This window comes from Arthrobacter sp. CAN_A214 (genome assembly GCF_015751955.1).
Classification (GTDB): domain Bacteria; phylum Actinomycetota; class Actinomycetes; order Actinomycetales; family Micrococcaceae; genus Arthrobacter_D.
On the sequence record NZ_JADOUU010000005.1, the window covers coordinates 165,600 to 185,492 of the forward strand.

Below are 19,893 nucleotides of genomic sequence, written 5' to 3' on the forward strand. Positions count from 1 at the left end.
GATCGCTCACTTCACCCGCCGTTCGCGTGCCACCGACATGCCGGTGACCCGCATGTCCACCCGGCTGAGCCTGGCTCCGGTCAGATGCTGAACCCGCATCCGGATCACTGCCTGCGCGTCCTGCGCACGGCGGGTCAGCGAACCGCCGAAGGCTTCGACCAGTGAGGGGTCGGCCACTACTGCGGCCAGTGGAGGAATGGAAAGCGGCAACGCAAGGTGGAGGGCCAGCAGGCCGGCTTCATCGTCGAAGGAGGCCCTCACATCCCCCGCGGAAATTCCCAGTGTTTCAGCAGCCACGGCCCGTGCCGTACTGGTCAGCGCCTGCGTGGTGATCCGGGTATGTCCTGCGATCATGAGGATGAGCGGCGTCCGGCGAGGGCATCTCGGACGCTCCGGAGATCCAGCTTGCCTTCGAGGATCCGCCCGCTGATCGCTCCGCATGCCATCAGCAGCGCGGTCAGGAGGAACCCCCAGAAACCGAAGGTAAGGGCGGCGAAGGCCAGTACTGCCCCTACTGCCATTCCAGCCTGGGTGGGTGTCATGGATGTTTCCTTACTCGATGGGAGTGCGCGCGGAAGCGCCGGGCGAGCGGCCCTTGTCCGCACCGCGGATTTCGTTGCTGCGGGTGTCATTGAGGCCGGGAATGTGGACGTCAGCAATTTCCACGTTGACCTCGATCACGTCAAGACCGACCAGCTCCTCGACTGCCTGGCAGACCGCGGTACGTACTGAATCCGCCAGCCTGTTCAGCGGGTAACCGTAGTCAGCCACCAGACTGATATCCACTGCCACCTGACTCTGTCCGACCTCTACCCGGACGCCCTGGCCCAGATCACTGCCGCCGACGGCGTCCCGGATGGCACCGAGCGCACGGCCGGTTCCTGCTCCGAGCGCATGGACCCCCGGCACCGACCGCGCTGCGATCGCAGCGATCTTCACCGCAGCCGGGTCGCCGATGACCGTGCGTCCTGCCACCCCATCCACTGACTGCCGGACCGGACTTCCGCCGTTTCGTTCATCCATCGGGTGCGCCCCTTTCTCGTGTGCCCAGCCTAAGCCCCGGCACGGGCCGCACCCGCGCATTGATGTCCCTGCGCTTCGACACGTCGGGGTAAAGGAGGCAAAGGGCCCGCCCGGCCTATTTGGACGCCTGCTCTGCGCAGCGGGCGCCCAGCCAGTCCTGCACCGGCTTCAGCGCCTCGCGGAAACCCGGTTCGTCGAACTCTCCCGAACCTCGGGGCGGCACCTCCACTGCTGCCGCGAGCACCGTGAAATTCCCGTGCAGCTCCCCTGGAACCTTCCCGCGCAAGTCAAGGATCTGGTTCCGCAGTGCGGCCAGTGCTGTGGGATCGGAGTGCGAGCGGAGACTCATCGGCGCGAGCAGGATGGAGGACACCCCTCCGGCCACCATCACACAGGAGTCTGCAGGATCAGGGACCGACGCCGACCCGGGGTCCGCATCCACCGTTTCCGGTGCGCCGGTTCCCGCACCATCGGGCTGGAGAGAGTCGAGGACTGTGGGAGGGGGCGGCATATTGATTGCCCGGGCGGAATCGCTGACCGTACCACCACCGCAACCGGTGGCAAGCAGTACTACGGCTGCTGCGCAGACGGCAGTCGAAGGCAGTCTCAATGCAGGCCTTTCCATGATGTGCTCCCCGGGTTCCAACGCACGGGCAGTGCAGTACTCTCCCGCCGTCGTCCTGCACCGGGAGAACGGGTGATCTCCGGTCCCATCTTAAACAAAGAAACCCCGTGCTCCCTGGGGATCAGCGGGGTGTTCAGTGGTGGCTCCGACCGGCGTCGATCCGGTGACCTTTCGATTTTCAGTCGAACGCTCTACCAACTGAGCTACAGAGCCTTGCAACCATCTTGACGATGACTGTTTCCAGCCGGGCTTATTCGTACGTCGAACCGGTACTACCTAAGCCGCCTGAGCGACCCTGACGGGACTTGAACCCGCGACCTCCGCCGTGACAGGGCGGCGCGCTAACCAACTGCGCTACAGGGCCTAGCTTTTCTTGCACTTGCATTTTTACAAGATCTTTATCCTACCAGCATCTCTGCGGCGGATTGACCGCGAATACGGCCTGTCCTGCGTACCCCCAACGGGATTCGAACCCGTGCCGCCGCCGTGAAAGGGCGGTGTCCTAGGCCGCTAGACGATGGGGGCCTGGATCACACCGGGGTTCGAGCTACCCCCGGAAAATACTGTATCTCCGGGGAATTCTTCCCTGCTGTGGACGTCTAAAACTATAGGGCCTCGATCTCGATTACACAAAATAGCTGCTCGAACACCTGGTCCAGCCCGGCACACTAGAATCCGAGCATGCCGATAGACATCAGCCTCGCGGAGTTCGAGGCCGCCGTCGACGACGCCATTGACGAGATTCCCGATGACCTCGCCCGGGCCATGAACAACGTGGCAATCTTCGTGGTGGAGGAGTACCAGCCTGGGCCCGGTGAGGAACCCGACACCGAACTGCTGGGGCTGTACGAGGGCACCCCCCTGACCGAGCGGGACTCCTGGTGGGATGCCGGCTCCCTTCCGGACCGGATCAGCATCTTCCGACAGCCCCTCCAGCGGGCGTGTTCAACGCGCGAGGAACTGGTTGAGGAGATCCTCGTGACCGTGATCCACGAGGTGGCGCACCACTTCGGCATCGACGACGACCGCCTGCATGAACTGGGGTGGGGCTGAACCGCGGTTCAGCCCGCCCGCAACCGCCTATCCCACGGGGGGAATCATCGGTCCGAAGGATTCGCGGTCCTGCAGGCGCGGATCGTCGCGATCGGGCACCACCAGCACCGGGCCCTTGGCATGGTGCAGCACCGCCTGGCTGGTGGAGCCCATCAGCATCCCCGTGAAGCCGCCCCGCCCCCGTGTGCCCAGGACCAGGAGTTCCGAGGTCGCCGAAGCCTTGATCAGGACTTCTGCCGGCGGGCCGTCCCTCAACTCCACGGTGATCGGCAGAGCCGGGAAGTGGCTCTGGAGCCAGTCCCTGCCGGCGTTGAGCTGGACGGTGATGTCCGCGTGCAACGCTTCACGATCCAGCGGTGCGGGTACCCAGGCAAGCGAACCGTTGAAAGGTGCCAGCGAACAGACCACGCGAAGTGCCAGCCCGCGTGACTGCGCCTCCTCGGCGGCCGCGAGCGACGCCGTGCGCGCATGCTCGGAGCCGTCGACACCCACGACGACGACGGGCTCCACACCCTCCTTCGACGGCACGGTTCCGCTCTTGCGGTGTTTCTCGGCAAGTTCCGGACGGCCCAGGCGGGGAGAGCTGCAGAGCGGGACGATGACCGTGGGACATCTCGCGTGGGCCGGCAGTGCACTGCTGACCGATCCCAGCAACCGGCCGACAAATCCTCCACGCCCCCGCGAACCGACCACCACGAGCTCGGCCTCTTCAGAAAGATCGAGGAGAACCCCTGCCGCATCCCCGGTCTCGATCCGCGGAACAACTTCGACGCGAAAATCCTCGAGGTGGGTCAGCGACTCGTCGAGGACGCTGCGCGCACCTTCGCGGATCACGGCGTCGTCGACCGTCGCGTATCCGGCGTCCATGCTGGAAGCCGCGAAGACCGGGATGGTGTAGGCGGTGACCACATGAAGCGGCGCATTACGCCGCTCGGCCTCGCGTGCGGCCCACAGCAGTGCGCATATGCTTTGGTCGGAGCCATCGACCCCCACCACGATGCCATGCCTTCCAGGGGCTTGAAACGAATCCCCTACGTGTGAATTGCCCACGGCAGACCTCCTCTGGTTCCGCGTCCCTGACCGGGTCGCGGTCACGGGTGTTCTAGTTGTAGCCTACTCAGAATCCGCGGTCTATCCACGGTGCAGAAAGTTATATAGGCTTCGAGCAATTGTCGTGGAGCGGAGCCACCCGAAAGGGGGGCCGGCTTCGCACGCAATGCTCCTGGTTGACCCGTTCGCAGCCAGGAGTCCGTACGGTCCGGAAGAGGCGCCGGACCGTACGGAACTATCCTTCTTACCGGAGGTATCAATAGTGACTTCTCTGCCGCTTGAATCGGTCCGCGCAGCGTCCAGCGCATGTGCCTACGCGGAACTGACCACCACCGTGGTTATCGGCGCGGGCCTTTCCGGCCTTGCGGTAGCGAGTGAGCTGAGCCGCCGGGGAATCGACTCCATCGTTGTCGAGAGCCTCGAGTGCCTCGATTCCGGGGCCTGCCGTACCGTGATGACCGATTCCGTGTCACTCTCGGAACGCTCCGAACTGATGCGCCTGCTTCGGGGCTATGCCTCGAGTCATCGGCTCGATGTCCGGCACTCCACGATCGCGGAACACCTGAGCATCATCGGCCATTCGAAGATCCTTCCGGAGGACCGCGTGCCCGTTTCGAAGAAGTGGGCAGTGCAGACGGCCGACGGCGTACTGCTTGCCGACCACGTGGTGCTCACCAAGTACCCGCAGAACCAGCTGCGGCGGCTACTTCGCTCCATGGGCATCGCCATCGGCAGCGACTTCAAAGCAGCACTCCGGGCGATCGGGCTTCACCTGGTGGGGGTGGGGGAATTGCTGACCCCCACGACCCGCGAGATCGTGCGGCAGGCGAAGCTCGTCAGTGATGCCATCGTGGCGGGCTCCCGGGCCCTCGCCCAGTTTCCGCCACCGCTTCCCGCGGTTTCCCCGCTACGCGCCTGACGCAGCACCACCGCCACCCTTTCGTCCGCGCGGAGCTGGAGCGCGGTGGTTCCTCAGCGGCTCAGGCGCCGGCGCGCCGTGATACCCAGCCCGACGGCGAGGGCCAGAAGTACCGCGATCATGACGATGATGCTCCAGGGGAAATCGCTCACGCCCGCGACCTCCGTGTCCGGTGAGTCCGCTTCAGCCGTCTCGAGGGGAACACCGGTGGTTGCCGCATCGGGCACTGCTGCCGCCGCTCCTGAGGCGGCAGTGAAGGTGAAGGATCCCTCGATCGGGTGCGAGTCGGAGGACACCACCCGCCAGTTGACTGTGTACTCGCCCCCCGGCGCCCCCTGACGCACTGCCTGCTGCGCCGACGCGTTCACGATCCGCGGTGCGCCTTCCGCCCAGTCCGTACCGGAGTCGTCGAGGATCTGCACCTCTGCGCCGATGCCCGACGGCACCTGGGAGAACATCAGCTCCACCGTGGCGGGCAGAACGTCCACGGCGCCGCCTGCCGGCGGGTTGCTGCTGGAAAGTTCGTCGTGGGCCAGCGCAGGCGCGGCGGTGAGCAGCGACAGCAGCATCGCGACCATTGCAGAGAGGACCAGTGCGGCATTCCGCAGGGCGGGCGCGGGACGGATTGAACGGGCGACGGGCGGGAAGGACATGAGGGGCATCGTTCAAGCCTATCGGGCGGAACCGGCATGGAGCTGGGTAACAAGCCGGTAACCACGCCGCGATAGGATTTCGAGCAAGCGCCCCACCTCTTCCGAAGGACCCATCATGCTCAAGCAAGGCTCCGTGCTGGATCGCTACTTCGAGATCACCGAACGGGGATCCACCTCTTCACGGGAGATCCGCGGAGGGGTGGCCACGTTCTTCGCCATGAGCTACATCGTGGTGCTGAACCCACTGATCCTTGCGGGAGCCGACTCCTCGGGCGCGGAGCTCGGATTCGAACGCGTTGCCGCCGTCACAGCCCTCGTGGCGGGCATCCTGACCATCGTCATGGGAGCCTGGGCCAAGTACCCCTTCGCCCTGGCAACCGGCCTGGGCGTGAACGCGTTCGTGGCCATCACCGTCGCCACGAACCCGGGGCTCACCTGGCCGGACATCATGGGCCTTGTCATGCTCGCGGGCCTCACCATGCTGGTGCTGGTGCTGACCGGATTCCGGACTGCGGTCTTCAACGCAGTGCCCGAAAGCCTGAAGACCGCGATCGTGGTTGGCATCGGACTCTTCATCGCCCTGATCGGCCTCGTGAATGCCGGCTTCGTGCGCCGCATCCCCGACGTCGCGCAGACCACCGTTCCGGTGGGCCTCGGTTTCGGGGGCGTCCTCATCGGGTGGCCGACGCTCGTCTTCGTCGTCGGCCTGATCCTCACCATCGCACTCGTGGTGCGTCGTGTCCGCGGGGCCATCCTCATCGGAGTGCTCGCCGCCACCATCCTCGCCGTCGTCATCGAGGCCGTGGCCAACGTGGGCCCCAGCTTCATCCCGGGCGAGGATCCGAACCCCCAGGGCTGGTCGCTCGTGGTGCCGGAACTGCCCACCGGAGCATGGGTGAGTCTTCCGGACCTCAGCCTGATCGGGAACGTGAGCCTGTTCGGCGCCTTCGGCCGCCTCGGCGCCACCGCCGCGATGCTCCTCACCTTCACCATTCTGCTGAGCATCTTCTTCGACGCGATGGGCACGATGGTAGGCCTCGCGAACGAAGCGAAGCTCGTGGATAAGAAGGGCAACATCCCCGGAGTGGACCGCGTGCTGATCGTCGACGCCCTCGGCGCTGTTGCCGGTGGCGCGGGTTCTGTTTCATCGAACCAGATCTACGTGGAATCGGGCGCGGGCATCGGCGAAGGCGCGCGAACCGGCCTGGCCAACGTGGTGACCGGTGTCCTGTTCCTGCTCGCGACGTTCATCACGCCATTGATCAGCCTGGTGCCGTTCGAAGCGGTGGCGCCCGCGCTCGTCGTCGTCGGGTTCATGATGGTGGCCCAGGTGGGCCGCATCAATTTCGACGACTGGGGCATCGCCATTCCGGCATTCCTGACGTTCACGCTGATGCCGTTCACCTACTCGATCGCGAACGGACTGGGGGCGGGTTTCATCGCCTTCGTGCTGATCCGTGCCATCCAGGGGCGCGGGCGCGAGGTGCACCCGCTCATGTGGGTCGTCGCCGGAGCGTTCGTGGTGTTCTTCGGTATCGGTCCGATCGAGCAGATGCTCGGAATCTAGCTGGACGAACAGCCCTACCGCGCGGACCAGCCGCCGTCCATGACGTAGGAGGAGCCGGTGACCATGCCGGCGTCGTCGTCAGCGAGCCACGAAACGAGCGAGGCCACTTCGGCCGGCTCGACGAGCCGCTTGATGGCCGACTCCGTGAGCAGAATCTTGGACAGCACCTCGTCCTCGGTGATGCCGTGCAGCCGCGCCTGGTCGGCGAGCTGGTTCTCCACGAGCGGGGTGCGCACGTAGCCCGGGTTCACGCAGTTGCTGGTGACGCCATGGGCACCGCCCTCCAGCGCGGCGACCTTCGACAGCCCCTCCAGCCCGTGCTTCGCTGCCACATAGGCCGATTTGTAGGGAGAGGCCCGCAGCCCATGGACCGATGACACGTTGATGATGCGGCCGAAATCCTTCGCGTACATGGCCGGCAGGCAGGCACGGATCAGGAGGAACGGCGCTTCGAGCATCAGGGCGAGGATGCGCCGGAAAGCCGCGGGATCGAACTCCTCGATGGGGCTGATGGTCTGGATGCCGGCGTTGTTGACCAGGATGTCGGCGTCCAGGCTGAGGGTCTCAAGCGACCGCGTGTCCAGGAGGTCCACAGCCCACGCTTCGCCGTTCACCTCCGCGGCGAGCGCCTCCGCACCGTCGGCATCGCGGTCGGCCACGACCACGACGGCGCCGCGGGCTGCGAGGGCGCGCACGCACGCGGCGCCGATGCCGCTGGCACCCCCGGTCACGATCGCGCGCCGGCCCTCGAGGGACTTTCCGTGCTGGGGCGGGTTGGGCATGATGCTCATGGGAGTCTCCTCGGTCGACGCTGACCTATCGAGTATTCGTGCAGGTTCCGGTGGCCGGCAATAACCAGATCAGCAGGAGCGGTCTGCAATACTGCAGAAGTGCCACTCCCCGATCCGCAGGATCTCCTGATCCTGCTTGCCGTCTCCAACTCCGGACGGTTCACCTCCGCAGCCGATTCACTCGGCCTGAACCACACCACGGTGTCCCGGCGCATTGCCGCCCTCGAGAAGTCCCTGGGCGGGCACGTGCTGCTGCGCTCGAGTGGAGGCTGGGAGCTGACCGACCGCGGCCGACGGGCCGTCCGTGCGGCCGAGGGTGTCGCCGAGGCCGTCGCCCAGTTGGCGGACGACGACGGCGGCGCCCTCACCGGCGTCGTGCGGATGAGCGCGACCGACGGTTTCAGTGCCTACATCGCGGCTCCGGCCTTTGCCCGGCTGCGCGCGGCGAACCCCGGGTTGAGCATCGAGATCGTCGCCGCGACGCGTCGTGCCTCCCAGACGCGGAGCGGACTCGACCTCGAGGTGGTGGTGGGAGAACCGCAGGTGCACCGGGCCGAAGCAGTGCGCCTGGGTGCCTACGTGCTGGGGCTCTACGGAGCGCGGTCCTACCTGGAGGAGCACGGACGGCCGACGTCGGTCGATGAAGTGCTGGCACATCCGCTGGTGTACTTCATCGACTCCATGCTTCAGGTGGACAGCCTCGACGCTCCGCGGCGGCTCCTGCCGTCGATGCGGGACTCGCTCAGCTCCACCAACGTCTTCGTGCACGTGGAGGCAACACGCGCCGGCGCGGGCCTGGGCCTCCTGCCCTGCTTCATGGCGGACCTGCACCCGGACCTGGTGCGGCTCCTGCCGGAGGACATTGCGGAAAAGCTGGACTACTGGCTCGTCGCACGGCCGGACTCGCTGCGCCAGCCTGCTGTGGCCGCCGTCGTGCGGGCCCTGCGGCAGGCGACGGCGGAGTTCGAGCCCGAGCTGCTGGGGCGGGGCTAGCTACAGTTGGAACCGGCTGAAGGGTGGACCTGCCGGGCAGGCCGGAATTGAACGCAACCGGCACGGCGGGTCAGTCCCTCAGCACCTGCGCACCGGCCGCGAACTTCCGCACCTGCGCGTCCTGCCACAGGTGCGCCGGTACGCCGCCGCCGAGCAGCTCCCGCGCGAGGGAGGGGCTGTCGCCCAGCGGAGCGTCGCTTCCCGCGATGATGACGTTGCCGTGCCTGCGGCCCTTCAGCATCGCAGGGTCAGCAATGATGACCAGGTGTTGGAACAATGAACCGATCGTCGCCGCCTCCCGCCGCGCCATCTTGAGATCGGGGCGATCACCGCAATTGACCAGATACACGCCGTCGGGCGCCAGCACGTCCTTGGCCTCCCGGGTGAACTCGACCGTGGTGAGGGCCTGAGGAGTAAGGCTTCCCGCGAAGACGTCCCGGATCACCAGGTCGCGGCTCGATGCGCTCAGCGATTGCGTGACCTCGCGCGCCTCTCCCACGCGGATGCGCACCAGCGGCGCCCGGGGGAGATCGAACCATTCGCGTACCAGTTCGGCGAGCCTGCCGTCGAGTTCGACCACCACCTGGCGTGCATGAGGATGCGCAGTGGCGAAGTAACGCGCAAGGGTGCAGGCTCCCCCGCCGAGGTGGAGGACCCTGAGCTTTGCCTGCGCTTCCCAGCGGGCATCGACCAGTGAGGCGGTCCAGCGCATGTACTCGAAGTCGAGGCGGAGCGGATCGGTGAGGTCGATATGCGAGCTCGGCACGCCATTGATCCGCAGCACCCACCCGTTGGAGTTGTAGGGATCCGGCTCCAGCTCGCAGGTTCCGGTGTCGATCGGAAACTCCCCGTACACCGGCTGCGGCGCAGCGGCGCGGGCCATCAGTGACTCCTCCGGATTCCATGGAAGGCAACAACGACGGACCGGGGAGTTAACGGGGGCATGCCGTAATGCTACTGGCGGTGCATCCGGAACATCGGCCGCAAGTGCCAGGTGGGACCGCACAGCATCGTCGTGCCGTCGGGGATGAAACCGTTGCGTGCGTAGAAACGCTCGGCCCGCGGGTTGCCCTCGAGGATCCAGAGGTACGCCGGTTTCTCACCGATGGCGGTGGTGATCAGGCGCTGACCCAGCCCGGACCCGTGCGTCCGGTTCAACGTATAGATATGGTGCAGCTCGAAGTCCGGGCGGTCGGCATCCCGGCCCGGCCCCGACGTCGCGATCGCCACCGGAACGCCGTCGGCGTCGAACGCGAGCCAGCTCCGCGCTCCTCCCGGCGTTCCTGCGGCGTCCTCGAGCAATCCGCGGCGCCGCTCGATCAGAGTGGGCAGTTCGGCGTCGTAATGCTCATGGAACTCGCGCGGCATGATGTGCGCATACGTCTCGTGCAGCGCCGCGACGTGGGTGCGGGCGTAGATTTCGGCGTCGTCGACGCTCGCTGCCCGAATGAGGCACTGCTGTGTGAGGTGCTGCGTCAGGAGTGCCCCTCGTACTGTTCCTGCTCCGCGATGGCCGCTTCCATCCGCTCGACCTTCCCGGTCAGTTCCCCGGAGTAACCGGGCCGGATGTCGGCCTTCAGCACCAGCGAGACGCGGCTGCCGTAGCGGCCTACCGCCTCGGTGGCGTGCTTCACCACCGCCATCACCTCGTCCCACTCACCTTCGATGGTGGTGAACATCGAATCCGTGGAATTGGGAAGGCCCGATTCCCGCACGACGGCGACGGCGGCCGCCACGGCGTCATGCACCGACCCCTCGGGGTTCTCACGGGACAGGTCGGAGGAGCCGGACGGGGCAATCGAGAAGGCTACGAGCATGTGCCCAGTCTGGCATGCGGCAGGCGTCCTGGGCTATGTATTGGCTATGGCCGCCCGATGCCCTGATAGTTCCAGCCGGCGCTCCGCCACCGGCCGGCATCCAGCACGTTGCGGCCGTCGAGGATGTTCCGGTGCCGCACGACGGCTCCGGCGGCAGCGGGCGACAGCTCCCGATATTGGTCCCATTCGGTGAGCAGCAGCAGGGCGTCGGCCTTTTCCAGGGCTACGTCGAGTTGGGGCTCGAAAGTCAGTTCGGGAAAACGGACCCGGGCATTGCTGAGCGCCTGGGGATCGGTCACGGTCACATCCGCTCCCTGCAACTGCAATTGGGCGGCGATGCTCAGCGCCGGGGAGTCGCGGACGTCGTCACTGTCGGGTTTGAAGGCGGCACCGAGGACGGTGATGCGCTTACCCAGAAGGGCACCGCCCACCAGCGTGCGGGTCAACTCCACGACGCGGATCCGACGGCGTACGTTGATGTCGTCGACCTCGCGCAGGAAAGTAAGCGCCTGGTCGGCCCCGAGTTCCCCGGCGCGGGCCATGAAGGCGCGGATGTCCTTCGGAAGACAGCCGCCGCCGAAGCCGATGCCGGCGTTGAGGAACTTCCTTCCGATGCGCTCGTCCGCACCGATGGCGTCGGCAAGCAGGGTGACGTCCGCTCCCGCGGCGTCGCACACCTCGGCCATGGCGTTGATGAAGGAGATCTTGGTGGCCAGGAACGAGTTGGCTGCGGCCTTCACCAGTTCGGCAGTGGCATAGTCCGTGGTGAAACGCTGTGTGCCTTCCGCCAGCGCTGCAGCGTAAACGCCGTCGAGCATGGCGGCGGCCCGGGCCCCGGCGTCACCCGACGGTACGCCGTACACGAAGCGGTCAGGATGGAGCGTGTCCTTGACGGCGAACCCCTCGCGCAGGAACTCGGGATTCCAGGCGAGTACCGCGTCCGGGTGACGCCCCTGGAGACGGTCGGCCAGCCGGGCGGCGGTGCCGACGGGCACCGTGGATTTGCCCACGATCACGTTCCCGGGCTCCACCGAGTCGAGCAGCCCGGAGAAGGCAGCATCGAGGTGGCGCAGGTCAGCGGCATACTCGCCTTTCCGCTGCGGAGTACCCACGCACAGGAAGTGGACCTGCGCCCCCTTGATATCGGACGGATTCGAGCTGAACTTCAACCGCCCCGAGACGAGGACTTCCTCCAACAGCTCGGGCAGCCCCGGTTCGAAGAAGGGCGCACGCCCCTCCTGCAGCTCGGCAATCCTGCGTTCATCGACGTCGACGCCCACCACTTCGTGGCCGAGCTTCGCCATGCAGGCTGCGTGCACTGCCCCGAGATAACCGCAGCCGATCACGGAAATGCGCATGGGGGTCGGTCCTGGTGCTGGGATAGCTTTCATGTCCGATTCTAGGAATTCCAAGATGAGACACCTGTTAGAGACGGATGAGAACAATCTCATGAGAGCTCTCTCATCAAGCGTTCACCAAGGTCTCATCCGGGCCTGACTGAATGGGGAACCAGAAGCACACCAACAGGAGACGGCTCAATGAAGGCGCACAATGTCACACAAGTTGAAGAAGGAACTCCGGGTCGTCCTCTACTCCCACGATTCACAGGGACTGGGGCATACCCGACGCAATCTCGCAATCGCCCATGCGCTGGCTGCCACGCTCCCCGGGCTCACCGGCCGCCAGGTCACCGGCCTGCTCGTGACCGGAGAATCCTCTGCGACGCGATTCGACAGCCCCGAGGGGTGGGACTGGGTGGTGCTGCCGGGCATTCGCAAGGGCGCTGAAGGGTACACCCCCCGCCACCTGGCGATCGGCCAGAAGAAACTCGTTCGCCTGCGCTCCTCCATGACCGACGCCGTGCTGGCCCAGTTCAAGCCCCACCTCGTGATCGTGGACCGCCACGCCTTCGGCGTCGACGGCGAGCTCCGACAGGCGCTGGTGGCGCTCCGCGAGGCACGGCCCGCCTGCCGGATAGTGCTGGGGCTCCGGGAAGTCCTTGACAGCCCGAGCGTTGCGAAACGGGAGTGGAAGAACCTCGGTGACCTCGACCACCTCGCGGACACCTTCGATGCGCTCTGGGTTTACGGTGATCCGGGTTTCCATGACCCTGTGCGGACAGGCGAGATCCCTCCGCGGCTCAGCCCGCTGGTCCGCTACACCGGATACCTCTCCGCCGGACGGGTGTCGCGGCGCCGTACCAGTGGCGCGCGGAGGCCGTACCTCCTCACCATGGCCGGAGGGGGGTCGGACGGCCTCGACGTCCTGCTCACCGCGGCCCGGGCCACCCTTCCCGAGAAGTACGAGCACCTCATCATCACCGGACCACAACTGCCCAGGGAACACCGAACCCAGGTCGAACAGGCGGCGGAACCCGGCACGCGGGTGCTGGGCTCGGTGCGGGACGCACTGGCGGAGATCAAGGAAGCCTCGGCCATCGTCTCCATGGGTGGGTACAACTCGGTCTGCGAGATCATGAGCACGAGCACCCCCGCGCTGATCGTCCCCCGCATCAGCCCGAGGCGCGAGCAGCTGATCCGCGCGGAGTCCCTGGCCCGGCATGACCTCCTCGACGTCTGCCACCCGGAGGAATTCACCTCCGCGGAACTGAGCCGATGGTTCACCTCGGTGGCAGGTTCCGACGTCGATCGCTCGACAGTGGATCTTGCCGGCCTTGAAGCGGTGGCCGGACTGGCGGCCGATCTGCTGGACACCCACCCTCTCGAAGATCGGACCTCCAGTGAAGCCGTCTAACCCTTCCCGCACCGCCTACGTGCTGAAGATCTACCCGCGTTTCTCGGAAACCTTCATCGTGACAGAAATCCTTGCCCGGGAAGCGGCCGGGGAGGAACTCGAGATCTTCTCGCTCCGGGCACCCGTGGACCCGCGGTTCCACCCCGAACTTGCGCGGGTCCAGGCACCGGTCACCTACGTGACGAAACCCGCGAAGCTCAGCGACGGGTGGACCATGATGGCGGCCGCCCACCAGGAGATGCCAGGTTTCGGGGAGCGCTTCGCCGACATCCTGCCCAGCCTGGTGAACATGGACCCCCTCGACGTTCATCAGGGGATCGAGCTGGCCACGCTCTTCAGCAGCCGCGGCATCACCCACGCCCATGCGCACTTCGGCTCCGTCGCGGCGCGCACGGCCCGTATCGCGTCGGCCCTGACCGGCATCCCCTTCTCCTTCACCGCGCATGCCAAGGACATCTTCCACGAGGAAGTGGACCAGCCCACCCTGATCAGCCTGATCGGGCACGCGCACCACGTGGTCACGGTCAGCGATTTCAACCTCGCCTACCTCCGCGACCTGGCCCCGGATCAGGCGCCCGCCATCCACCGCGTGTACAACGGGCTGGAGCTCGACCGCTTCGCCTACTCTCCTCCGTCCCCGCCCCGGAATCCCTTCCGGATCGTCGCCGTGGGCAGGCTCGTCGAGAAGAAGGGCTTCCATCTGCTCCTCGACGCCGCCGCGGAACTGATCGGCAGCGGAACGGCCGTTGAGGTGAGGATCGCCGGCGGTGGACTGCTGCAGGAGGATCTCGAGCAACAGATCCACCGCCTCGGGCTTTCGGACACCGTCACCCTACTGGGGCCGCGGACACAGCAGGAGGTGGTCGACCTGCTCCGCTGGGCGGACGTCTTCGTTGCTCCCTGCGTGGTCGGTGAGGACGGCAATATGGACGGGCTGCCCACCGTACTGCTCGAGGCCATGGCCACTGGTGTACCCTGCATCGCGAGCGATATCACGGGAATTCCGGAAGTGATGACGGACGCCGCGGGACGCAGGACCGGCGTGCTGATCCGCTCCGGCGGAACGGCCGAACTCGTGGACGCACTCCGTTTCTCGGCGTCGGACTCCTTCGACCGCGAGGGAACCGCGGGTGCGGCACGCGAGCTGATCGAGCGGTGCTTCGACTCGCGGGTGCAGTCGGAGCGGTTGCGGGAACTGGCGTCGGGTGCCGCCCGCACCGCCGTCGTGCCGTCCAGGACAGCCGCCGTGCCAGTTTCTCCCGCCGGGATGGCGGGCAGCTTCGGCGGCGTGCCGGTCAGGGCGTCATGATCCGGGTGGCATATTTCTGCATCGACCCCGGTGTGCCCGTCTTCGGATCCAAGGGTGCGTCGGTGCATGTGCAGGAAATCCTCCGGAGCTGGCGGGCACTCGGCGCGGAGGTCACGCTGTACTGCACGCGCACGGGCGACGACGTCCCCGCGGACCTCGCGGCTGTTCCGGTGGTGCTACACCGCATCCCCAAGGGCAACGGCGCCGACCGCGAGCGCTTCCAGGCGGACGCCGCAGCCGCCCTTGCGCAGCAGGCCATCACAGCCGGAACCACCGTGGTGTATGAACGGTACTCGCTCTTCAGCGATGCCCTGGCTCGGGTCACGGCGGCACGCGGAATCCCCGGTCTCCTCGAGGTGAACGCACCGCTGATCGATGAACAGCGGACCCACCGGGCCCTGCACGATGAGCCTGCGGCCCGGCACTCCCTACGTTCCCAGGTCGCGGGAGCCACTCGGGTTGCGTGTGTCTCGGCCCCGGTGGCCCGCTGGGTCCAGGACCGCGTCCTGCCCGAGCACAGGGAGAAGGTGCAGGTGGTGCCCAACGGTGTGAACGGAGAACGCATCCGCCCCACCCCAGAGTCCGGAGGCATGCCCGTGGTGGTGTTCGTCGGGACCCTGAAGCCCTGGCACGGAGTGGACTCCCTGATCGAAGCGAAGGCTGTGTCCGCAGGCGGGTGGGCCCTGAGAATCATCGGAGACGGCCCCGAGGGGCCGGCGCTCCGCAAACTGGCCGCGGACCGGGATGTGGCAGTGGAGTTCGTCGGAGCTCTTTCCCCAGCGGAAGTGCCCGCAGCCCTGGCCGGATGCGCCATTGCCAGCGCACCGTATCCGGCGTCGGCCAGTGCCGAGGACCAGTACTTTTCGCCGCTGAAGATCTACGAATACTGTGCGGCCGGATTGCCGGTGATCGCCTCCAAGGTGGGGCAGGTCCCGTCCATTCTCGACCACGGCGTCACGGGCATCCTCGTCGAGCCGTCCCGGCCGGACGCACTTGCTGCGGCGATCGACGACCTGGCCGGAGCACCGCTGGCCCGTGCTGCGATGTCGGCTGCCGCCCGCAGGATGGCCACTGCCGGCCACAACTGGGACGGCGTGCTGCAGCGCATCACTGCAGGAATCCCGCTGGAAGGGACACCATGAGTAACCAGGGCGTGCAGCAGCAACCGCTTCGCCGGACGCTTGGCATCATCCGGCCCCATCTTGGACGCCACAAGGCCCTCATGGGTGGGGGCGTCCTCGCGCTCCTCTTCGAAGTGGCTTTCCGGGTGCTCGAGCCCTGGCCCGTGAAATACGTGGTGGACGCGATCACTCGGAGCCTGGGAGCGGAGTTCGCCGGCACGGGACCGGTTGCCACGCCGGCCTTCCTCCTTGCCTGCGGTGCCGCCCTGGTACTGCTCACCGGGCTCCGTGCGCTCTGCAACTTCCTGGCCACGGTGGCCTTCGCCCTGACCGGGTCACGGGTGGCGACCGAATTGCGCGGCCGGGTGTTCAGCCACGTCCAGGCGCTGTCCGCCCGCTATCACTCCTCGGCGCGCACTGGTGACACGGTGCAGAGACTGGTGGGCGACGTCGGGCGGCTCCAGGAAGTGGGTGTCAGCGCGGGCCTGCCCCTGCTCGCCAACTGCATTACGCTCGTCGCGATGGCCGGCGTCATGTTCTGGCTGGATCCGCTGCTGGCGCTCGTGGTCGCCCTCGCCTGCGCATCGTTCCTCCTGCTCTCCCGCCTCAGCACGGGGAAGATCACCGTGGCGGCACGGCGCACCCGCAAGGGCGAGGGTGCGCTGGCCAACACCGCGCAGGAAAGCCTCGGCGCCATCAAGGTGGTACAGACGTACGGCCTCGAGGAGACCCTCGCCGACCGCTTCGGCGCCAGCAACGAGAAGACCCTCCGGGACGGCGTGCAGTCGCGAAGGCTTGCGGCGGCGCTGGAGAGGCGCACCGACGTGATCGTCGGGTTCGCCACCGCCGTCGTCCTCGCCGGCGGCGGCTGGCGCGTGGTCCAGGGTGCCATGACCCCCGGGGACCTCGTCCTCTTCCTCATGTACCTCAAGACCTCCATGAAACCGCTGCGGGACCTCGCGAAATACACGGGCCGGATCGCCCGCGCCACTGCGTCTGGGGAGCGGGTCGCTGATCTCCTCGATGAGCAGGTCGATATCCGGGACGCCGAGGACGCCGCGCCCCTGGGGAAGGTGTGGGGTGACGTGGAACTGCGGAACGTCACAGCGGGCTATGCCGCCGCCGCTCCTGTACTGAAGGACGTCACGCTGACATTCCTGGGTGGCCGGAGGACCGCCGTGGTCGGGCCCTCCGGATCAGGAAAGTCCACGCTCGTTTCACTGCTGGTTCGGATGATGGACCCCGTGTCCGGATCGGTGCATCTCGACGGCAGGGACCTGCGCGCCATCACCCTCGCTTCCCTGCGCGCCAACGTGAGCCTCGTCCTCCAGGATTCGGTCCTGTTCACCGGGACCATCCGCGAGAACATCCGGTACGGGCGGATCGATGCCACCGATGCCGAGGTGGAATCCGCCGCCCGGACCGCCTCCGTCCACGGATTCGTATCGGCCTTCGCGGACGGGTACGACACCGTCGTCGGGGAGCGCGGCGGCACCCTTTCCGGCGGCCAGCGCCAGCGCATCGCCATCGCCCGGGCGCTGCTGCGCAACGCTCCCGTCGTGATCCTCGACGAGGTGACCACGGGACTGGACCAGGACTCGCGGTCGGAGGTGCTCCTCGGCCTCGAAACCCTGACACGGGACCGCACCACCATCACCATCACGCATGAGCCGTCCGTGGCCCTCGATGCCGACTGCATCATCTGGCTGCAGGACGGGCGCGTCCTGCTTCAAGGAACCCCCGACGACCTGAGAAAGGACCCGATGTTCGCAGCCTGGGCACAGCGGGAAACCGCCGGGGAGGTCCGGTCCACCGGATCTTCTACGGGAGGCGCCGAATGACCGCCCTGAAGACCCGTTCCCCGGCCGCCGTCGACCCCGCCCTGCCCGCGCTCGGCGTACTGTTCGACCCGCCGAGGCTGAGCGCGCTGCTCGGACGTCCGGTGCGGGCGAACCGCCTCCGCCACAAGCCCGGCGTGTCAGTGGTGGCACGCCTGCGCGAGGACAACGGCGGCATCCGCTGGCTGACGGCGTACGCGCCGGGGAAGGGTGCCAAGGTCGAGAAAACCCTCCGCCGAGCCGCGGAAACCGGTGTTGCCCTTGAAACCATTCCGCTTCCCGACGCACCCGGCCAGTTTCTGGTGTCAGGGCCGATCGAACTCGATCCGCGGTTGTACAAGACCCTGCGGCCCTTTCGAAGCTCCGGCATCCTCGAGGAATGGTCCGTCCTCAACTACAACCCGCACCGGAGGGTGGTCTTCGCCGTCGGGCAGGGGCACACCCGGACAGTCTGCAAGACAGGCTCCGCACATCGGGCCGATGCGGACCTGCTCGAACGTCTTGTCGCGGGCGGAGTGCCGGTACTGACCCAGGCCAACCCCGCAGGGCTGCCTGACCTCGGAGGGCTGCGCTACTTCCCCTGGTTCGGTAGCGGCGACCTCAGTATGCGTCCGGTGAGCGGCCCTGGTACTGCCGGCACCGACGCCCCCGCCTTCGCGGCAGGGCAGGCGCTCGCGCTGCTGCACGCCCAGCCACCGGCCTCCCTGACCCCGGGCTCGCACGCTCCGGCCGCAGCTCTGGCGCACCACGTGGCCCGGAATTCCTCCCTCGTCCCGCCGCTGGCGGAACGGCTGGAGAACCTTTCCGGCGCCCTCGAACCCCTCCTGCGCAGACCGGGGCACGCCGCCTTGATCCATGGCGACTTCTCGGCCGACCAGGTGCTCGTTGACGGCTCCGACATCCGGTTGATCGACCTCGACCGCTGCACCTATGGCGCGGCGGCAGCCGACCTGGGAAGTTTCGCGGCCGTCGAGCTCCTTCAAATGCCTGTACCCGCACAGGTCCCGGATGTCTTCGGGCTTCCGCTGACCGGCACGATGCTCGAGGGCTACAGTGCGGGCCTCCGGGACGTCAGCCGCGAGGAGGTCCTTCCCTGGGTGGTCTTCCACCTCCTGAGCCGCCTTGGTGACCCCTTCCGCTCGTGTTCACCGAACTGGTCCGAGGAGATGGAAGCCAGGCTGGACCTGATGGAGGACCTCCTGTGCTGAGCCTTATTCCCGGGGCGGTCACGGACTCCGCCGGCAGGGCGGCCACCGTCCACCGCGCCTGGCCCCGCAGCGACGGCGGGCTGACGTTCGAGGCCCGGGAGAACGACGGCGGTCTCATCCGCGCCGGCGTCGTCGATTCCCTCGGGAAGGCCACCCTGGTCCCCTACGGGAAGGATCCGGTCCTTGGCGACCTGGCCGGCGCACTGGGGAACGGTGATCTGGTGGTCCACCGCTACAGGAAACGTGCGGTTCTCAGGGTCGGTGACGGGTACCGGAAGATCCTCCCTCCGGGCAAGGCAGAAACCGTGGCCGCCGCCCACCGCCGCATGCGGACCCTGGCGGTGCCCGCCGGTGTCGAAACGCCCGACGTCGTCTCCACCCTCCCGGGCGGTCTCACCCTGTCCCTGGTGCGTGGAACGAGCTTCCATGAACTGGGAAGGGCAGCCCTCGGGAAACCGTGCCTGCCGAACGGATGGACGCAGGGGTGGGAACTCTGGTCGCGGAAATGGCCCCTGCTGGCAGCGAACCCTCCCGGCACAGCCCCTGCAACCCACTCCCCCGGAGATGAAGGTGCCACGCTTCGGCAATGGGTCGAGCGGTGCGTGGAATCCGGGCAGCTCGACATCCGCCCGGAAAAGTTGGAGCAGGCGGCCCTGGAGGTGGAGCGCCGCCTGCTGTCGGGGGCGCCGCAGCTCCCGGTCCTCGCCCACCGGGACCTGCACGACAAGCAGATGCTGTTCAGCGCCGCGGAGGGAACGATCGGTTTGATCGACTGCGACACCCTGGCCCTTGCCGAACCGGCACTCGACCTGGCCAACCTCCTGGTGCATCTTGAGTTCCGGCGCGAGCAGGGAATACTCTCCACTGCCGCGGAGCAGTTCGCAAGCGACGCCATTCACAGCACTGCGTCGGCCATGGCGGTGTCGTCGGACCGGCTCCTGGCCTACGCCGCCTCGACGCGGCTTCGGCTGGCCTGCGTCTACTCCTTCCGGCCGCCCTACCGGTCATTGGCGGAGGACTGGGCGAGACGGGTCCTCGACAGCTGACATCCCCGACGCCGGTATCCACGCCACCCACACGGATACGGTGGCTCCACTCCGAGGTGCGTCCCGCCCCACCCCCGCTCGTTGAGGACTTGCGGCCGGCGCCCAGGCCGGATGCCGGTTAGGGCG

The 19,893-nt window shown here is 67.1% G+C and carries 21 protein-coding genes and 3 tRNA genes; 10 read left to right on the forward strand and 14 right to left on the reverse strand.

Annotation, left to right across the window (positions count from 1 at the left end; genetic code table 11):
- Positions 1–6: 6 nt before the first annotated feature.
- The 7 genes from IWX65_RS06960 to IWX65_RS06990 form a co-directional block, all read right to left on the reverse strand.
- Entirely contained in the window at positions 7–354 is a 348-nt protein-coding gene (locus IWX65_RS06960; RefSeq protein WP_196881696.1) for a hypothetical protein, read from the reverse strand.
- Complete coding sequence (locus IWX65_RS06965; RefSeq protein ID WP_196881697.1) at positions 351–542, reverse strand: DUF2273 domain-containing protein; 192 nt, start codon at positions 540–542, stop codon at positions 351–353. The genes IWX65_RS06960 and IWX65_RS06965 overlap by 4 nt, the downstream gene beginning before the upstream one ends.
- Positions 543–552: 10 nt before the next feature.
- Entirely contained in the window at positions 553–1,023 is a 471-nt protein-coding gene (locus IWX65_RS06970; protein ID WP_196881698.1) for an Asp23/Gls24 family envelope stress response protein, read from the reverse strand.
- A 115-nt stretch (positions 1,024–1,138) separates the two neighbouring features.
- The gene (locus IWX65_RS06975; protein ID WP_196881699.1) at positions 1,139–1,648 is read right to left on the reverse strand and encodes a hypothetical protein; all 510 of its coding nucleotides are present in this window, start codon (positions 1,646–1,648) and stop codon (positions 1,139–1,141) included.
- A gap of 137 nt (positions 1,649–1,785) precedes the next feature.
- Positions 1,786–1,861: transfer RNA gene (locus IWX65_RS06980), tRNA-Phe, on the reverse strand.
- A 77-nt stretch (positions 1,862–1,938) separates the two neighbouring features.
- Positions 1,939–2,012 (reverse strand) — tRNA-Asp (locus IWX65_RS06985).
- Positions 2,013–2,100: 88 nt separating this feature from the next.
- Positions 2,101–2,173: transfer RNA gene (locus IWX65_RS06990), tRNA-Glu, on the reverse strand.
- Positions 2,174–2,329: 156 nt separating this feature from the next.
- On the opposite strand from IWX65_RS06990, the gene IWX65_RS06995 reads away from it, so the two are divergent.
- On the forward strand, positions 2,330–2,701 hold the full coding sequence (locus IWX65_RS06995; RefSeq protein ID WP_196881700.1) for a metallopeptidase family protein: 372 nt from the start codon (positions 2,330–2,332) through the stop codon (positions 2,699–2,701).
- 27 nt (positions 2,702–2,728) lie between these two features.
- Here IWX65_RS06995 and IWX65_RS07000 read toward each other — a convergent pair whose 3' ends face one another.
- Positions 2,729–3,697 (reverse strand): universal stress protein, encoded by a 969-nt coding sequence (locus IWX65_RS07000; protein ID WP_442859171.1) that lies wholly within the window; start codon positions 3,695–3,697, stop codon positions 2,729–2,731.
- A 316-nt stretch (positions 3,698–4,013) separates the two neighbouring features.
- Between IWX65_RS07000 and IWX65_RS07005 the strand changes: the two genes are divergently transcribed.
- On the forward strand, positions 4,014–4,670 hold the full coding sequence (locus tag IWX65_RS07005; protein WP_334683710.1) for an FAD-dependent monooxygenase: 657 nt from the start codon (positions 4,014–4,016) through the stop codon (positions 4,668–4,670).
- A gap of 53 nt (positions 4,671–4,723) precedes the next feature.
- Here IWX65_RS07005 and IWX65_RS07010 read toward each other — a convergent pair whose 3' ends face one another.
- Complete coding sequence (locus tag IWX65_RS07010) at positions 4,724–5,332, reverse strand: copper resistance CopC family protein (RefSeq protein ID WP_334683711.1); 609 nt, start codon at positions 5,330–5,332, stop codon at positions 4,724–4,726.
- Between the two features lie 106 nt (positions 5,333–5,438).
- Here IWX65_RS07010 and IWX65_RS07015 point away from each other — a divergent pair, with 106 nt between their 5' ends.
- A complete protein-coding gene (locus IWX65_RS07015) occupies positions 5,439–6,890 on the forward strand; it encodes an NCS2 family permease (RefSeq protein ID WP_196881703.1) in 1,452 nt (483 codons plus the stop codon).
- A 14-nt stretch (positions 6,891–6,904) separates the two neighbouring features.
- On the opposite strand, the gene IWX65_RS07020 is transcribed toward IWX65_RS07015, so the two are convergent.
- Positions 6,905–7,681 (reverse strand): 3-hydroxybutyrate dehydrogenase, encoded by a 777-nt coding sequence (locus tag IWX65_RS07020; RefSeq protein ID WP_334683712.1) that lies wholly within the window; start codon positions 7,679–7,681, stop codon positions 6,905–6,907.
- Positions 7,682–7,780: 99 nt separating this feature from the next.
- Between IWX65_RS07020 and IWX65_RS07025 the strand changes: the two genes are divergently transcribed.
- Positions 7,781–8,674, forward strand: a complete 894-nt coding sequence (locus IWX65_RS07025; protein WP_334683713.1) for a LysR family transcriptional regulator — start codon at positions 7,781–7,783, stop codon at positions 8,672–8,674.
- Positions 8,675–8,744: 70 nt separating this feature from the next.
- Here the strand turns inward: IWX65_RS07025 and IWX65_RS07030 are convergent, their stop codons facing one another.
- The 4 genes from IWX65_RS07030 to IWX65_RS07045 all read right to left on the reverse strand — a co-directional run bounded on the left by IWX65_RS07030 (position 8,745) and on the right by IWX65_RS07045 (position 11,849).
- Complete coding sequence (locus tag IWX65_RS07030; protein WP_196881704.1) at positions 8,745–9,557, reverse strand: spermidine synthase; 813 nt, start codon at positions 9,555–9,557, stop codon at positions 8,745–8,747.
- Between the two features lie 71 nt (positions 9,558–9,628).
- A complete protein-coding gene (locus tag IWX65_RS07035) occupies positions 9,629–10,042 on the reverse strand; it encodes a GNAT family N-acetyltransferase (RefSeq protein ID WP_196881705.1) in 414 nt (137 codons plus the stop codon).
- A gap of 107 nt (positions 10,043–10,149) precedes the next feature.
- Positions 10,150–10,491, reverse strand: a complete 342-nt coding sequence (locus tag IWX65_RS07040) for a thiamine-binding protein (RefSeq protein WP_196881706.1) — start codon at positions 10,489–10,491, stop codon at positions 10,150–10,152.
- A 44-nt stretch (positions 10,492–10,535) separates the two neighbouring features.
- Entirely contained in the window at positions 10,536–11,849 is a 1,314-nt protein-coding gene (locus tag IWX65_RS07045) for a UDP-glucose dehydrogenase family protein (RefSeq protein WP_196881767.1), read from the reverse strand.
- A 193-nt stretch (positions 11,850–12,042) separates the two neighbouring features.
- Here IWX65_RS07045 and IWX65_RS07050 point away from each other — a divergent pair, with 193 nt between their 5' ends.
- The 6 genes from IWX65_RS07050 to IWX65_RS07075 are packed head-to-tail and all read left to right on the forward strand — an operon-like array spanning position 12,043 to position 19,767.
- Positions 12,043–13,245 carry a glycosyltransferase family protein gene (locus tag IWX65_RS07050; RefSeq protein WP_196881707.1) on the forward strand — a complete coding sequence of 401 codons (1,203 nt, stop codon included), beginning with the start codon at positions 12,043–12,045 and terminating at the stop codon, positions 13,243–13,245.
- The gene (locus tag IWX65_RS07055; protein ID WP_196881708.1) at positions 13,232–14,554 is read left to right on the forward strand and encodes a glycosyltransferase family 4 protein; all 1,323 of its coding nucleotides are present in this window, start codon (positions 13,232–13,234) and stop codon (positions 14,552–14,554) included. Before IWX65_RS07050 ends, IWX65_RS07055 begins: the two co-directional genes overlap by 14 nt.
- Positions 14,551–15,696, forward strand: a complete 1,146-nt coding sequence (locus IWX65_RS07060) for a glycosyltransferase family 4 protein (RefSeq protein WP_196881709.1) — start codon at positions 14,551–14,553, stop codon at positions 15,694–15,696. Before IWX65_RS07055 ends, IWX65_RS07060 begins: the two co-directional genes overlap by 4 nt.
- Positions 15,693–17,516, forward strand: a complete 1,824-nt coding sequence (locus tag IWX65_RS07065; RefSeq protein WP_196881710.1) for an ABC transporter ATP-binding protein — start codon at positions 15,693–15,695, stop codon at positions 17,514–17,516. The genes IWX65_RS07060 and IWX65_RS07065 overlap by 4 nt, the downstream gene beginning before the upstream one ends.
- Complete coding sequence (locus tag IWX65_RS07070; RefSeq protein WP_196881711.1) at positions 17,513–18,721, forward strand: aminoglycoside phosphotransferase family protein; 1,209 nt, start codon at positions 17,513–17,515, stop codon at positions 18,719–18,721. The genes IWX65_RS07065 and IWX65_RS07070 overlap by 4 nt, the downstream gene beginning before the upstream one ends.
- Entirely contained in the window at positions 18,715–19,767 is a 1,053-nt protein-coding gene (locus IWX65_RS07075) for a phosphotransferase family protein (protein WP_196881712.1), read from the forward strand. Before IWX65_RS07070 ends, IWX65_RS07075 begins: the two co-directional genes overlap by 7 nt.
- Positions 19,768–19,893 lie beyond the last annotated feature (126 nt).